The sequence below is a fragment of the Acetobacter fabarum genome (genome assembly GCF_011516925.1).
GTDB lineage: Bacteria > Pseudomonadota > Alphaproteobacteria > Acetobacterales > Acetobacteraceae > Acetobacter > Acetobacter fabarum.
This window is the reverse complement of record NZ_WOTG01000006.1, coordinates 15,910-30,252: the sequence shown is the minus strand read 5'-3', so window position 1 is coordinate 30,252 and position 14,343 is coordinate 15,910. Positions and strand designations below refer to the sequence as shown.

General features: G+C 53.7%; 11 protein-coding genes and 2 tRNA genes. 10 read left to right on the top strand and 3 right to left on the bottom strand.

Annotated features, from left to right (window positions below; translation table 11 throughout):
* Window positions 1–47 precede the first annotated feature (47 nt).
* The 5 genes from GOB83_RS08810 to GOB83_RS08790 all read left to right on the top strand — a co-directional run bounded on the left by GOB83_RS08810 (window position 48) and on the right by GOB83_RS08790 (window position 6,459).
* A complete protein-coding gene (locus tag GOB83_RS08810; protein WP_143296486.1) occupies window positions 48–257 on the top strand; it encodes a hypothetical protein in 210 nt (69 codons plus the stop codon).
* A 240-nt stretch (window positions 258–497) separates the two neighbouring features.
* Entirely contained in the window at window positions 498–1,976 is a 1,479-nt protein-coding gene (gene guaB / locus GOB83_RS08805; protein WP_086646776.1) for an IMP dehydrogenase, read from the top strand.
* Between the two features lie 9 nt (window positions 1,977–1,985).
* On the top strand, window positions 1,986–3,284 hold the full coding sequence (locus GOB83_RS08800) for an RsmB/NOP family class I SAM-dependent RNA methyltransferase (RefSeq protein WP_165925788.1): 1,299 nt from the start codon (window positions 1,986–1,988) through the stop codon (window positions 3,282–3,284).
* A gap of 131 nt (window positions 3,285–3,415) precedes the next feature.
* A complete protein-coding gene (locus GOB83_RS08795; RefSeq protein ID WP_086646774.1) occupies window positions 3,416–5,233 on the top strand; it encodes a cation:proton antiporter in 1,818 nt (605 codons plus the stop codon).
* 122 nt (window positions 5,234–5,355) lie between these two features.
* Window positions 5,356–6,459 (top strand): asparaginase, encoded by a 1,104-nt coding sequence (locus GOB83_RS08790; protein ID WP_165925787.1) that lies wholly within the window; start codon window positions 5,356–5,358, stop codon window positions 6,457–6,459.
* A gap of 70 nt (window positions 6,460–6,529) precedes the next feature.
* On the opposite strand, the gene GOB83_RS08785 is transcribed toward GOB83_RS08790, so the two are convergent.
* The gene (locus GOB83_RS08785; protein WP_165925866.1) at window positions 6,530–7,051 is read right to left on the bottom strand and encodes a L,D-transpeptidase family protein; all 522 of its coding nucleotides are present in this window, start codon (window positions 7,049–7,051) and stop codon (window positions 6,530–6,532) included.
* 145 nt (window positions 7,052–7,196) lie between these two features.
* Between GOB83_RS08785 and GOB83_RS08780 the strand changes: the two genes are divergently transcribed.
* The gene (locus GOB83_RS08780; RefSeq protein ID WP_086646772.1) at window positions 7,197–7,904 is read left to right on the top strand and encodes a response regulator transcription factor; all 708 of its coding nucleotides are present in this window, start codon (window positions 7,197–7,199) and stop codon (window positions 7,902–7,904) included.
* Window positions 7,905–7,985: 81 nt separating this feature from the next.
* Here GOB83_RS08780 and GOB83_RS08775 read toward each other — a convergent pair whose 3' ends face one another.
* Complete coding sequence (locus tag GOB83_RS08775) at window positions 7,986–8,720, bottom strand: YoaK family protein (protein ID WP_165925786.1); 735 nt, start codon at window positions 8,718–8,720, stop codon at window positions 7,986–7,988.
* Window positions 8,721–8,842: 122 nt separating this feature from the next.
* Between GOB83_RS08775 and GOB83_RS08770 the strand changes: the two genes are divergently transcribed.
* Window positions 8,843–8,917 (top strand) — tRNA-Val (locus tag GOB83_RS08770).
* 232 nt (window positions 8,918–9,149) lie between these two features.
* Here the strand turns inward: GOB83_RS08770 and GOB83_RS08765 are convergent.
* Entirely contained in the window at window positions 9,150–10,001 is an 852-nt protein-coding gene (locus tag GOB83_RS08765) for an energy transducer TonB (protein ID WP_165925785.1), read from the bottom strand.
* A gap of 408 nt (window positions 10,002–10,409) precedes the next feature.
* Here GOB83_RS08765 and GOB83_RS08760 point away from each other — a divergent pair.
* The 3 genes from GOB83_RS08760 to GOB83_RS08750 all read left to right on the top strand — a co-directional run bounded on the left by GOB83_RS08760 (window position 10,410) and on the right by GOB83_RS08750 (window position 14,217).
* Window positions 10,410–10,486 (top strand) — tRNA-Ile (locus tag GOB83_RS08760).
* Between the two features lie 313 nt (window positions 10,487–10,799).
* A complete protein-coding gene (locus GOB83_RS08755; protein WP_095350283.1) occupies window positions 10,800–13,256 on the top strand; it encodes a membrane-bound PQQ-dependent dehydrogenase, glucose/quinate/shikimate family in 2,457 nt (818 codons plus the stop codon).
* Window positions 13,257–13,326: 70 nt separating this feature from the next.
* Entirely contained in the window at window positions 13,327–14,217 is an 891-nt protein-coding gene (locus GOB83_RS08750) for a transporter (RefSeq protein ID WP_165925784.1), read from the top strand.
* Window positions 14,218–14,343 lie beyond the last annotated feature (126 nt).

Here is a 14,343-nt window from a genome sequence, read left to right as displayed (position 1 = left end):
TGTTTTTTTTGCGTGTAGTGTCAGGTCACAGCAGAGGGGAGGCGAACATGCATATTCATCAGGTTGTGCAGGCAACGCAGGCAAAAACCTCGGATCGTTGGCGTGAGGCTGTTCGTGAACGCTGGCGCGTTACGTTGCTGAGCGCATGGGAGCGGGATGCTCTGGTGGAAGACGGCACGGCAAGAGCCTGCTCTCCGCAGGTGGTGTTTTTGCGCCAGAAGCCCCGCATGCTCCGTAATAGCGCAGCCTGTAAGTAATTTTTCCGCTCCTGTTCGTATATCAGGCCACATCCAGCAGGTTCGCGCTTGCTGGATGTGGCCTGTGCATATTGCGTTTAAAAGATGCTTTTTTAAAAAACATGGTGAATAATGGCCTTGAGCGCTTGCGTTTACCCGGCCAAAGTCATAAGAGGAAGCGCCAAAGGTCGGGTGACCTGCGGCAGTGATTTGCTACAGGGTAAACCCGCCACGTTGTAATTCAGCAAGGGTGCCCGCTGCATGACTTCCTCTCCATACAGCCGTGTTACTGAAGCTCTGGCGTTTGACGATGTTCTTGTCGTCCCGGCTGCTTCCGATGTCGTGCCAGGTCAGACCATGGTGCGCACGCATCTGACGCGCTCCATCGAACTTAACATTCCTCTTATTTCTTCCGCCATGGACACTGTAACGGAAGAGCGTATGGCCATTGCCATGGCGCAGCAGGGTGGCCTTGGCGTTATTCACAAAAACCTCAAGCCCGAAGAGCAGGCCGAGCATGTGCGCCGGGTCAAGCGGTTTGAATCCGGCATGGTGGTCAACCCGGTTACGGTTGGTCCGGACCAGACACTGGCAGAAGTGCGCGAGATCATGCACCGGCATGGCATTAGCGGCCTGCCTGTTGTGCAGCCCGGCACCCAGAAGCTGGTTGGCATTCTGACCAACCGCGATGCCCGCTTTGCGGTTGACCCCAACCAGCGTGTTTCCGAACTCATGACCAAGGATCGTCTGGTTACGGTCAAGAATGGTGTTGACCCGGATACGGCCCGCCAGCTTTTGCACAAGCACCGGATTGAAAAGCTGCTGGTTGTGGATGATGCCGACCGTTGCGTCGGGATTATTACCGTCAAGGATATGGACAAAGCGGTCGCCCACCCTCTGGCAATCAAGGATAGCATGGGGCGCCTGCGCTGTGCCGCAGCAACCGGCGTGGGGGAAGACGGCTTTAGCCGCGCCAAACTGCTGATTGATGCCGGTGTGGATGTTCTGGTGGTCGATACCGCCCACGGCCACTCCGCCGGCGTGCTGGCCGCGGTCGAGCGCCTGAAAGCGCTGGATGACGATATTCAGGTTATTGCCGGCAACGTTGCAACGCCAGAAGCTGCGCGTGCACTGGTTACGGCTGGGGCAGATTGCGTTAAAATTGGTATCGGGCCGGGTTCCATCTGCACCACGCGCATTGTAGCTGGCGTGGGTGTGCCGCAGTTTTCCGCCATTTTGGAGACGTCTCTGGCCTGTAAGGAAATGGACGTTCCCTGCATTGCCGATGGTGGTATCCGCACATCGGGCGACATCGTAAAGGCCATTGGTGCCGGGGCCGACGTGGTCATGATCGGCTCGCTGCTGGCTGGCACGGAAGAAGCACCGGGCGAGGTCTTCCTGTATCAGGGGCGTTCCTACAAATCCTACCGTGGCATGGGCAGCCTTGGCGCCATGGCGCGCGGCTCGGCAGACCGCTACTTCCAGCAGGAAGTCAAAGACACGCTCAAGCTTGTCCCGGAAGGGATTGAAGGCCGCGTACCCTATAAGGGCAGCATGTCTGCCGTTATTCACCAGCTGGTTGGCGGGTTGAAGGCTGGCATGGGCTACACCGGCTCGCGCGAGATCAGTGATCTGCAGGTCCGCGCCAAGTTCCGCCGCATTACCGGTGCCGGTCTGCGTGAAAGCCATGTGCATGACGTGTCCATCACGCGTGAAGCCCCCAACTATCGTCAGGACTGATCTGCCTTTATGACACCTACAGCCAGACTTGCCGCCAGCATTGACCTGCTTGCGGCTATGGAGGCGGCACCACGCAAACCAGCGGATGCCGTTGCCAACAGCTTTTTCAGGGAAAGACGCTATATTGGCGGCGGTGACCGGCGTGCCATTTCCGGCCTGGTGTGGGACATCATGCGCAACTGGCGCAAGCTGGGTTGGTGGCTTGAGCAAAGCGGGGGCACTGCCAGCCCCCGCATGCTGGCTGGTGCCCAGTTGGTGTTTGATCGCACCCCTATGGAAAAACTGGCATCCATTTACGGCGGCGGCCGCTTTGCCGCGGGCGCACTAAGCGAGTCTGAACAGGCGGTGCTGAACGCCCTGATCGGCAAGGAGCTTGAGTGCGCGGATATGCCTCGGGCTGTACGGCTTGAAGTGCCCGACTGGCTACTCCCCAAGCTGGAAGAAACCTTTGGGGCGGACCTTGAGGCAGAAATCAAGGCCATGGCAGAACCTGCCTCCTTGGACCTGCGCATTAACATGCTGCGCACAACCCGCACGGAAGCCATGCACGCGCTTGCGCGCGAAGGGCTGCATGCGGAAGAAACAAAGCTGTCCCCCTGGGGGCTGCGGCTGGAAGGCCGCCAGCCTGTAACCGCCAGCAAGCCGTTCCGTGATGGTCTGGTAGAAATTCAGGATGAAGGCAGCCAGCTTGTTGCCGCCATGGCGGGTGTTGATCCCGGCATGCGTGTTCTGGATTACTGTGCGGGTGCCGGTGGCAAAACATTGGCCCTTGCCATGATGATGGAAAACAAGGGCCATATTGTTGCATGTGATGTTTCTGTCGTGCGGCTGGAAGGTGCCGTTAAAAGACTGCGCCGCGCAGGGGTACATAATGTGGAGCGCCACCTGCTGACCGAAGGCGATAAGTGGGCCAAAAGGCGTGCTGCCTCGTTTGATCGGGTTCTGGTCGATGCCCCTTGCAGCGGCACGGGAACATGGCGCCGTAACCCGGATGCACGCTTCCGTACCACGCAGGTCGATCTGGAAGAACTGCTGGTCAAGCAGGCCGCTATTATGGACCGGGCAGCAGCACTGGTTAAACCCGGTGGCCGCATGATTTATGCAACCTGCTCTCTCCTCAAGGCCGAAAATGCCGGACAGGTCGAGCTGTTTGTCGCCCGTAATCCGGAGTTCCGTCTTGTTGCATCTGGCTCTCCCGCACTCCCGGAGCGCTTGCGTGAAATGGCCATGATCAGCCTGACCCCGGCACGGGACGAAACTGACGGATTTTTTGCCGCAGTTCTGGAACGGCAGTTACAGAACGACTGATTGTTTTTTACACAAAACTATTATCTGGCTGCTTTTGCGGTCTATCTTGTGAGTTTGATGTATAACTTTCATGCCTTTATGCTTTAAGCACAAAAGAGCATGGATCACATCTGACCCCGAGATAGACCCGCATGACCGATAGTGTAATTATTTTCGTCTTTTTTGTGTTGGGCGGCAGTATGCTCGCGCAATGGACGGCATGGCGCTTCCGGCTGCCCGCTATTGTATTGCTGTTCTCACTCGGCTTGCTTTACGGGCCTGTCCTGCAGGTTATGCACCCGTCAGAAATGATTGGCTCGGCTTTTCATCCCCTTGTGTCACTTGCTGTGGCCCTGATTGTTTTTGAAGGTGGTCTGGCACTTGATTTCCGGCAGCTCAAAGAAGCCGGGGAAGGGGTTCTGCGACTGACGCTGGTGGCTTTACCCATTAACTTTCTGCTGGGCAGTCTGGCTGCGCATTATATTGGTGGCATGGGGTGGGGCCCCGCATTCCTGTTTGGTTCGATTGTCGTGGTAACGGGGCCCACCGTGGTGCTTCCTCTGCTGCGGCATGCCAAGCTTAAACCCCGGATAGCCGCATTTTTACGCTGGGAGGCCATTCTAAACGACCCGGTGGGAGCCATTCTGGCAACATTGGTGCTCGAAGTGCTGCTCATGCGCCCCGATGAAGGGTCGGGCACTGTGTTCATGGCCATTGTCCCGCATATGCTTGCCAGTGCTGCCTTAATGATCGGGTTAGGCATTGGAGCTGCATGGTGCGTAAAATGGATTTGTGTGCGGGATATGCTGCCCGACATCATGAAGATGCCGTTGTTCATTACCTTAGCGCTCATGCTCTATGTGGTCGGAACGTTAAGTATGGATGGGGCTGGGCTCATGGCCTCTACCGTGTTTGGCATGGGGCTGGCCAACCTGCGTATTCCGGGAATGAGCGAACTCCAGCGCATGAAGGAAGCGCTGGTTGTCCTTATTGTTTCCGTACTGTTCGTGCTTTTAGCCGCAGACCTGCAACGCCACGAACTGACCAGCCTTTCATGGTCTATTGGTGGGTTAACACTGGCCGTTCTGTTTCTGGTCCGCCCGTTGGGAATCTGGCTGGCAACCATTGGCACCAGCCTGAGCTGGGCTGAGCGTTTTTTTGTTGGCTGGATTGCCCCACGCGGCATTGTTGCCGCCGCCGTGGCCGGTATTGCCGGTGTTCGGTTGCAAGATGCCGGTTACCCCGGTGCGGGGCTGGTTATGCCCGCAGTGTTCGCCATTATTGCCTCTACCATGATCCTGCATGGCTTTTCGCTTATCCCGCTCGGGCGCAAACTGCACCTGACTCTCTCCAACCAGCCTGCTCTGGCCATTGTGGGGGCCAGTGAGTGGTCCACGCAACTGGCGCAGGTTGTGCATGAAGTCGGCACCCCGGTGCTTTTGGTGGACAGCTCAGCAAGAGATCTCGCCCTAGCCCAAAAAGCAGGCGTCCCCGTGTTATGCGCCGAGGTTCTCTCGGAGGAAGGGGCTGAAAGTCTGGAGGAACGTCCGGCAGACTACCTGATTACAGCCACACCCGATGCAATTTATAACGGGCTGGTCTGCGCGCATCTGGCCCCCCATTTTGGCCACCAGCGCGTGTACCAGGTCAGCCCCGGCATTGCCCGTCTGGACCAATACCGGGGCCTCAGCCGTGAGGCGAGGGGGAAGGTCCTTGGGCAACCGGGCTGGAACTTTACCTTGCTGGAAACTCTGGTCGCACAGGGTTGGCGTTTTGTGGCCAAAAACATTACGGAAGAGAACAAAGAACGTCTTTTAAAGGAAAACAGCGACTTCCTGATTTTCCTGATGATCCAGAAAGGTGCTGCTATCACCGTTGTCTCTCTGGAAGATGATGCCTCTCCACCCTTCTGGGTGGGGCTGGTGGCTATTGGCCTTATGCCTCCGCCTAAGCAGGAGGAGGCTGCCTAAACTTATAACAGACGAGGCTGGGAAAAGAGTAATCTTCTACCAGCCAGCCTATTCATTTTTAATGGGTGAGGCAGGGGCGCCTGAGTAGCCTGTTATCACTCTTTACTGGAAAGACTGATTTTATGGTTTCTGTGCGTGTCCTGTCTCTTCTCGGTACAATTCTGAGCGCAGTGAATATCCAATCCGCTTTTGCTCATACAGCAGGGGCAGAGGCTCCCACAGCTACAGTGCATAAGCAGGACGCCTTGCCGCGTGTGTTGGTTTTGGCAACCGGGGGCACAATATCTGGAAAAATAAATACACGCTCTGCCATTGGTTATGATGCAGGTGCAGTGACTGGCGAGCAATTGATTGCAGGCGTGCCGGGCGTGGAAAAACTCGCCCAATTACAGGTTGAGCAGATTTCTAACATTGCCTCCCAGAATATGAATAGCCAGGTATGGTTCAAACTTGCAGAGCGGATACGGAAGGCATTTGCAAACAATGAAGCAGATGCCATTGTGATTACACATGGAACCGATACAATGGAGGAAACGGCGTTCTTCCTGGATAATGTTATCGGAGATTCCCGCCCCGTAATTTTAACTGGCGCCATGCGGCCCAGCACGGCCATCAGTGCGGATGGTCCTGCCAACATGTATGAAGCCGTGAAGGTCGCGGCAGATCCGCAGGCCCGCGGGCGTGGCGTTCTGGTTGTTTTAAATGATGTAATCCAGTCTGCGCGTGGCGTGAGCAAAATGCACACCACAGAGCTACAAACATTCCATTCTCCAAATCTTGGTCCGACTGGTTATGTTGACCCGGCATCTGTGCGTTTTATTACCGCCGCCCAACCACGCCAGCCTCTTGCTCTTCCGGCAGATCACACCCTCGCGCAGGTACAAATTGTGTATGCCCACGCGGATATGGATGCACAGCAGATTGATGATGCGGTCAAGGATGGCGCGCGTGGTATCGTCATTGCCGGGATGGGAGACGGAAATGTTTCTGATACCGCTTTGGCAGGCATTGAGCGGGCAAGAAAAGCCGGCGTCATTGTCGTGCGTTCCACGCGCGTCGGTAGTGGCATGACGAACCGGAATGTGGAAGTTGATGATGACCGATATGGTCTGATCGCCTCTATGGACCTCAATCCACAAAAAGCACGAATCCTCCTTCAGCTTCTACTCGCTAACGGAAAAACAAAACCTGAAGATATTCAGTTAGCTTTTCAGGCAGGGTTATAAGTCGATAAACTCAAGAAGAAGAGTTTAAAGGCCTGAATAGAAAGTGGTTTGATTGATTTTCCGCAGAGCTCTACGGGTGTGGGCAATCATGAATGGCAATTGCCGTGACCCCGGATTGTAAAACAGTGCGTAAGTCCTGCTCTGTCAGGGCAACGCATCCTTCCGTTGGTGTGCGATCGGGGCGCTGCAGGTGCATGAAGATGGCAGAACCTTTTCCGGGTAGGGCAGGGGTATCATTGTAGCCTATAACAATCACAAGGTTGTATAGGTCATCCTCTCTCCACAAATCTTCATGCCGGGACGCGTTGGGCAGTGTGATGTGCTGGTTGTACACCTCGGACGTGGGGTCATCACACCATCCGTCATCAGGTTTTAGCGCTTCCGTGGGTAAAACAGAGTAGGGGCGGGTAGTTCGGTCGGCACGATAATACACTTTTCTGAGAGTGAACTGGCCCACCGGAGTGGCCATATCTCCCTCATGCTTATGAGGAGTAACGCCGTTTTTGCCGATCACCGCATCCATTATTATGTGCCCGCAATGCAGTTTTGCGTAGCTGCGGCTGTCAGGCATGGGCCACACGTGTATTATCATTCCAATATCTTGCCTCTGTTCATGGCCTGCCATGCGGTTCACGTATCATGTCGCTGCTTACGTTGCGTGAAGATTCGTGGCACGATAGCAAAAGAATAGGTCAGGCAGCCACTTATAGAAGGCTGACACAAGGAGATGGAACCACATGACGGGTGCACGCCCCATTTTGGTTGTTGACGACGATCAGGTTATCCGCCGCGCTTTGACGGAACAGCTACAGGTTGATGGTGAGTTTCTGGTTCAGGAAGCCGCCACGCTGGCAGAAGCACGCGAGAAAATGAAAGGCCCGGATGCCCGGTGTGATGCCATCTTGCTTGATGTCTCATTACCGGACGGCGATGGCAGAGATTTCTGTGCGGAGCTGCGCAAGGAAGGGCTGCGCATGCCGGTGATCATGCTGACCGGCTCGGATGATGAAGCCGACATCGTGCGTGGTCTGGATGCTGGTGCCAACGATTACGTTGCAAAACCCTTCCGCATTGCCGAGCTTCTGGCCCGTCTGCGCGCGCAATTGCGCCTGTTTGAAAACAGCGAAGATGCCGTTTTCTCAATCGGTCCATACACTTTCCGTCCGTCTGCCAAGCTGCTGCTGGAACCGGTTAAAAACCGCCGTATCCGGCTGACGGAAAAAGAAACTGCCATTCTGAAGTTCCTTTACCGTGCAGGCACACGCCCGGTTCCACGGCAGGTGTTGCTGAACGAGGTATGGGGTTACAACGCGGCGGTCACTACCCACACGCTGGAAACCCATATTTATCGCCTGCGGCAGAAAATCGAACCCGATCCGGCCCATGCATCCCTGCTGGTAACCGAAGGCGGTGGCTACCGCCTGAACCCGGAAGTGCTGGCTTAAAACTCCAGCCTTTGCCCATCTGGTCGGCTGTATATACGAGAGAAGCCAACCAGATGGGCAGAGCAAGGTTCTGCCCGTGGGTTATGTCTGTCTTTTTGCAAAGCTGGTGAGCGAGTTCGCGACCATACCGGGCAAAGCGCACGATGCCAGCAGAGCCGCCGTTACAAACAAAAAATATGTCGGCCAGACGTGATAAACAAAGGCCCCGGCAACGCCTCCACCAATAAAGCAGCAGATAATCTGCAAATGCAGCCGTAACCTTTGGGTAATAGTATAGCGGTGTTCTGGCCCAATCTTGTGCCGCCAGGCATCCAGCCAGTCGGCAATTTCCATTCCCAGGTCCGTCAGCATGCCGGTAATGTGCGTTGTCCGCACAACTGAGCCCGAAATGCGGGTAACGGTTGCGTTCTGCAAACCCATGAGAAAACAGAGCGTTAACGCAGGAATAAAGCTGTGTGGGCCAAACAGCATAAAAGCGCTGGCCAGCCCCAGTAAGGCGAGCATGACGGCTTCCAGCAGAATACTAAAGGCATAAGCCGCATGCCAGTGCCGCCTACGCCCACGATTGACCAAAAATGTGCACACGATGGCCCCCAGAACAAAGCTCCCGCTCAGTTCCATGGCACGAAAGCCATCAAGGAGCTTTCCATCCTGCAAATTCAGAGCCATTGCAGAGGCGTTACCCGTCATGTTGGCACAGTAATATCCAAAATCCATAAAACCAGCGACATTTATGGCTCCGGCAATCATGGCCAGAGAACTGCCCAACCGCCGGTTGGTGACAAAATTCCGTTTTTCCTGCTCCTGAAAGAGCATGGTTTCTCCTTATTCATTCCCGCAGTGAAGAGCGGTTGCAAAATATTTGATTTTTTTGACTTTAATGGCAAATCACCTCTTGCCAAACCCTTCGTGATAGATGTATCTAGCCCTCACAAACCGGGTGCGTAGCTCAGCGGTAGAGCATCGCCTTCACACGGCGGGGGTCACAGGTTCAATCCCTGTCGCACCCACCACGGTTTGCCCTAGTTTTCTGCGGGTTACAGAAAACAATCCACAAAATAATAAGCGCCCTATCAGTTTATATCGGACCAGAGCAGTCCGTGGCACCTTGTTCGATCGACTTCGAATATTTTATTTTCCTTCCATTCTTTGCAGAAGGGAGAGGGGATGAGCAAAGCACTCCCTCTGCCAACAACACGCCTCTCTCTCTACAAAACAAGTTGGACCATAATAATTCTAATAATATTAATTGTGTACCAATATATAATTTATTGTTTCCGTAATTTTCTTCGCTTTTTTACTATGAGATAGATTTGGTACAGTTTTCCCCACAAACATACCCATTGCTGCATTGTCGAGAAGAATACTACCGGATGATTTGGAAAAGCGTACGGATTGAATTTTTCCCTGAGGACCAATCCAAATTTTCATTGTTGTATAGCCTTCAATGCCACTTCTGGCTGCTTCCATAGGATAATATATCTGCTCTGACATCCATAAGTCCAAAGGGGTTTGGGGTTGAGGTTTACTAATTGTTGGTGTCGTTTTTTTGTGGTGATGCGCTGGCAATTGCGAATGCTCGAGCTTATAAAAATAATTCGAAGCTATAGTCAAATATTCATAATAAATATCTTGAACGCTTCCATCTGTATTGACGTGTTTTATTTTTTCCAGATTATAAATACTAAGAAATTTTTTTCCCTTAACTTTTGTATGAACTGGACAGTGCGCATCTTTTTCGTCCACTCCGTCTGGTTCTTTGTGGGGCTGATTTACAATAGGGTGGTGGTGTGTTCGCTTATTAAACGCAGGACTATTCGTAACAAATATTTGCATCTGCTGGCGTATAAACTCTGATGCATGCCGGGAATGTTGGATGGACTGACATAATGTACCTGCTTCCAGAACTGCAGATAAATGCTCCGGACGCATAGGATCGGGATTCCAATAGGGAGAACAGGAAGTTTCCGAAAAAATAAAACAAAACAATGCCGTTTTTATAAACGTTTTATTTCTAAATTTGCATTTCATATTATGACATTCTTTGCGTTTATTATTGATTTTGAAAATAAAATTATTAGATTTTTTCATTAACATGCAATCTATATTCCTATTGATTTTAACCTTTCACATTATGAATATCTTTACTCCCTCCTTGTGCCAGAAAATAATCCCCTGCGGCATGGGATGACGATATGTGAAATATGCATTCAATGCTCATATCCCACAACGCTGCGTCAACGGGATGAGCCTTTATCAGTTTGTCGCATGGTATCCACTAAGGCCCAATAAATAACACTGTAGCGGTCTTGAATACCCGTTTTATCGCGCATAGCTGGCTCGCCATCTGGCGGGCCGGCTTGGGTTCCACATGTTAATAACAACGCGGAGACCGGATATAGCCTGAAAAATATGCCAGCATGTCTTTTCAGCTTACAAGATGATCTGTATGGCTAAGGCAGAAGGCATGCCCATGGTAATCCGGGGTAACGCCTACAATATCGTGCGCTGGTAGCTCAGTTGGTTAGAGCGGGCCGCTCATAACGGCTTGGTCGCGGGTTCAAGTCCTGCCCGGCGCACCATATTTTCATTCGGTTTTTGTATCTGGCACCATGCATCTATTTTCCGTTTTATCGGACAGGCGCTTAAAGCCCACATTCCGCCGGCATTGGACCGGTTCTTTCGCTTCAAAATACCTCTGGTTTGCCTAACCTGTCTCATATCTGAAACAGGTTAGGTTTTTTGCTACAAACATCTGTGAGCACGGCCATATCAACTGTGGCAATTTCTGGGTGCTTCCTGTTCATCAAACGAAATTGGCTGTGGACAGGGGCGGTGTAGCGGCCTGCCTTCCATGTTTCGGGCCGACTGAACACATTCAGAGAGAAACACAACATGCGAGAGAGTAATAAGGGGTTATTTTCAATTATAACCTCAGCCTTACTGGCTCTGATCGGGCTTTTCCTGTTTTTTGGTGGGGCAGAACTGCTCTTCTTGGGCGGATCCTGGTTCTATATTCTGGCGGGCGGCGTTATGCTGGCGGCAGCTTTCAGTGGTTTTAAAAACCCAAAGCTTGCCAGCCGCCTGTACGCAGCCCTGCTGCTGGTAGCAACGGTCTGGTCCCTTATTGAAGTCGGCTTCAATATCTGGGGGCTGGAAGTTCGTCTGTTTACGCTCATTGGCCTTGGAGCATGGCTCCTGCTGCCATGGGTCTGGCGTACAGGGGCAGACTGGCTGACCGACAAGCGTGAAGTGCTGGGGGCAGTTGCCGTTTCCACTCTTGTGGTTGTGGCTAGCTGCTTTGCCTCTTACTCCATTAACGGTACGGTACCGGCTGATCGCATGGCCGCGCAGGGGCAGACTGATCTTGCTGCCAATGGTGTAGCAGATGCAGACTGGTCAGCTTATGGCCGCACTGTTGGGGGGGACCGCTACTCTCCCATCGGGCAGATCACTCCCGCCAATATCAGCCATCTCAAACGTGCATGGATGACCCGTACGGGCGACGTGCAGCAGGATGGTGAGGGCACCGTTGCCGGGCCAGATCAGGGGCATGAGTTCAATCTGGAACTGACCCCGATCAAGGTGGGTGACACACTTTACATGTGCACCCCCCATAGCTGGGTGATGGCTGTGGATGCCCTGACCGGGAAGGTCAAATGGAAGTTTGACCCCAAGCCTGCAACGGCTGATCTGGATAAAAACGTGTATCTGGCCTGCCGTGGTGTTTCCTACTACCATGTCCCGGACGAAATTCAGACCAGCTGCCGCAACCGCATCTACTCCCCCGTGGCAGACGTGCGTATGGTTGCTGTGAATGCCGAAACCGGCCAGCCGTGTGATGATTTCGGCGACCATGGCTTTATCTCCCTGCGGGATTACCTTGGCCACGTGCCACATGGTTTCCACTTTGTGACATCGCCCCCCATGGTGGCCAAAAACCGCCTGATTACCGGTGGCTGGATTTTTGATAACCAGGCCAATTTTGAACCTTCCGGTGCCATTCGCGCATTCAACGCCACTACAGGTGCCATTGAATGGGCATGGGACGTTGGCCACAACCCCGAAACATGGAAACCCGGCCCGAACGATGTGCTGACGCGTGACACCCCGAATGCCTGGGGCGTTTACACGGCTGACCTTGATCTGGGGCTGGTTTACATTCCTACCGGCAACTCTCCGCCAGACAACTGGGGGGGCTCGCGCCGTCCGTTTGACGATGCTTCTTCCAGCGCCACGGTTGCTCTGGATATTGAAACCGGTGAACGTCGCTGGATTTACCAGACCGTGCATCATGACCTGTGGGATATGGATATTCCTTCCGGCCCATCCATGGTGGACCTGCCCGGCCCGAATGGGGAAAGCATTCCCGCTCTGGTCCAGAGCACCAAGCGTGGCGAATTCTTTGTGCTTGACCGCCGTACGGGCCAGCCTGTTCCCGGTTATCCGGTTGCGGAAAAACCCGTACCCACGGCCGGGCATGTCGCAGATGACCGCGTATCGCCCACCCAGCCATATCCCACGGCCATGCCCTCCCTTACGCCGCCGGATCTGAAAGAATCTGACATGTGGGGCGCAACCCTGCTGGACCAGATGATCTGCCGCATCCAGTACCGTCAGTCTGCTTATGATGGGCAGTTTACGCCGCCGCATCTGGGCCAGACCACCATTGTCTATCCCGCGTTCTATGGCGTTGTGGACTGGCAGGGTATTACCATTGACCCGCAGCGCAAGCTTCTGCTGGCCAATGCAAGCTACCTGCCGTTCCGTATCCGTCTGGAAAAACGCCAGACGCTGGAAGGCCCCGGCACCCTGCCGAAATGGGACGGTAAAGGCGAGGAACCCGCTGCCAAAGGCGATGCACTATCTGTTTCGCCTGACTATGGCACGCCGTACATTGCCTACACCAACCCCTGGCTGAATCCGCTGCAGATCCCCTGCAAAGGGCCGGTCTGGGGCACGCTGACCGCGATTGACCTTGTCACCAAGAAGATCGTCTGGCAGCACCCGGTTGGCACCACGCGGGATACAGGGCCTTTCCGCACCCACAACAACCTGCCACTGCCTACAGGCATGTATAACATTGGCGGGAACATTGTGACCAAAGGCGGCGTGGTGTTCATGGGCGCCACAGCAGACGATTACCTGCGTGGTTTTGACCTCTCCACAGGTCAGGTCATCTGGCAGGACCGTCTGCCAGCAGGTGGTCAGGCAACCCCCATGTCTTATGAGGCAGGCGGCAAGCAGTACGTTGTGATTGCTGCAGGTGGCCACGGGGGCCTTGGTACCCGTAGCGGTGATTATATCATCGCCTACACGATCGATGGCGCACAGGGCACCAAAGCCCAGTAACGCGCCTTCCATGCGGGGCTCCTGATTTTTCTGGAGCCCCGTTTCTTTTTTGAATACGGAAATCCTTCTGATGCGTCTGACAGAAAAGCCGGAGCGGCTGCGCTCTTTGCTTCGCCTCGTCATACCCGGTGTGGTTCTGCTTTATGCGTCTCCCGCTCACGCTGCGGATGTGACACTCGGCATTATTGGCCCGCACGAATATGATCTGCCGGTCGATTTCAAACCCTTTAACGTGCTGGTGCAGTATGGGGATGGAAATGCTGCGGGCAGCACATATAACAGCCTGGGCCAGCGGCAAGCCCGTGGTGGCAGCCATACATGGGCGGGCATGACCAAATATGTGCATTTCCGCAGTTTTGAAGCCATTCCCCACGTAGGTTTTGCTTTTGAGCTGATCCAGTCCGAGAGTTATTCTCTGGCGAATGGCACGGATTATGGGGGGCTGGGGCCAACCATTGTAGGGCCAGCGGCGTGGTTCAAACCCAATGCGCACAGCACCTTTGGCATACAGACCTTTATGCAGACGCCAGAAGGGACCCGTGATGCAACATCCCCTCATTACTGGTCCAATATTTCCAGCTTTATATTTGACTATGAATGGGAACACTTCAGCTTCGATGGGGATGCCGGCACCGTTGTAGGCTCAACAAAACATGTAAAGGGTGCCCATAGTTATTCACCCGGCGTGGTGTTTTACTCCAATTTACGCTTCAGCTGGAAAGCAACTCAAAAACTGGAACCGTTTGTTGCGTTTGACTGGCAGAATGTAACCGGCACATACGACAATTCGGCCAAACGCTACCTTGATGATTCCAATAGCAGGGAAACAACATTGGGGCTGGGGTTGATGTATAACATTTCCAAGCATTTTTCGGTGACTGGCCGTTATTCGCACTCCCTCGAGGCGCGCAATACGCCCGAAACCAACGCGTATTATGTGAAGTTTGTCTACCTTTGGTAAAAGAAATGCATAAGCAACATCCCACCCTTTCACGTTGAGGTAAAATTTTCTTTAAATCTTGTTATAATGTGCAGTATCATGCCGACCGGGTTCAGGCCTCACATCTTTGTCGCACACGCAAAGGAT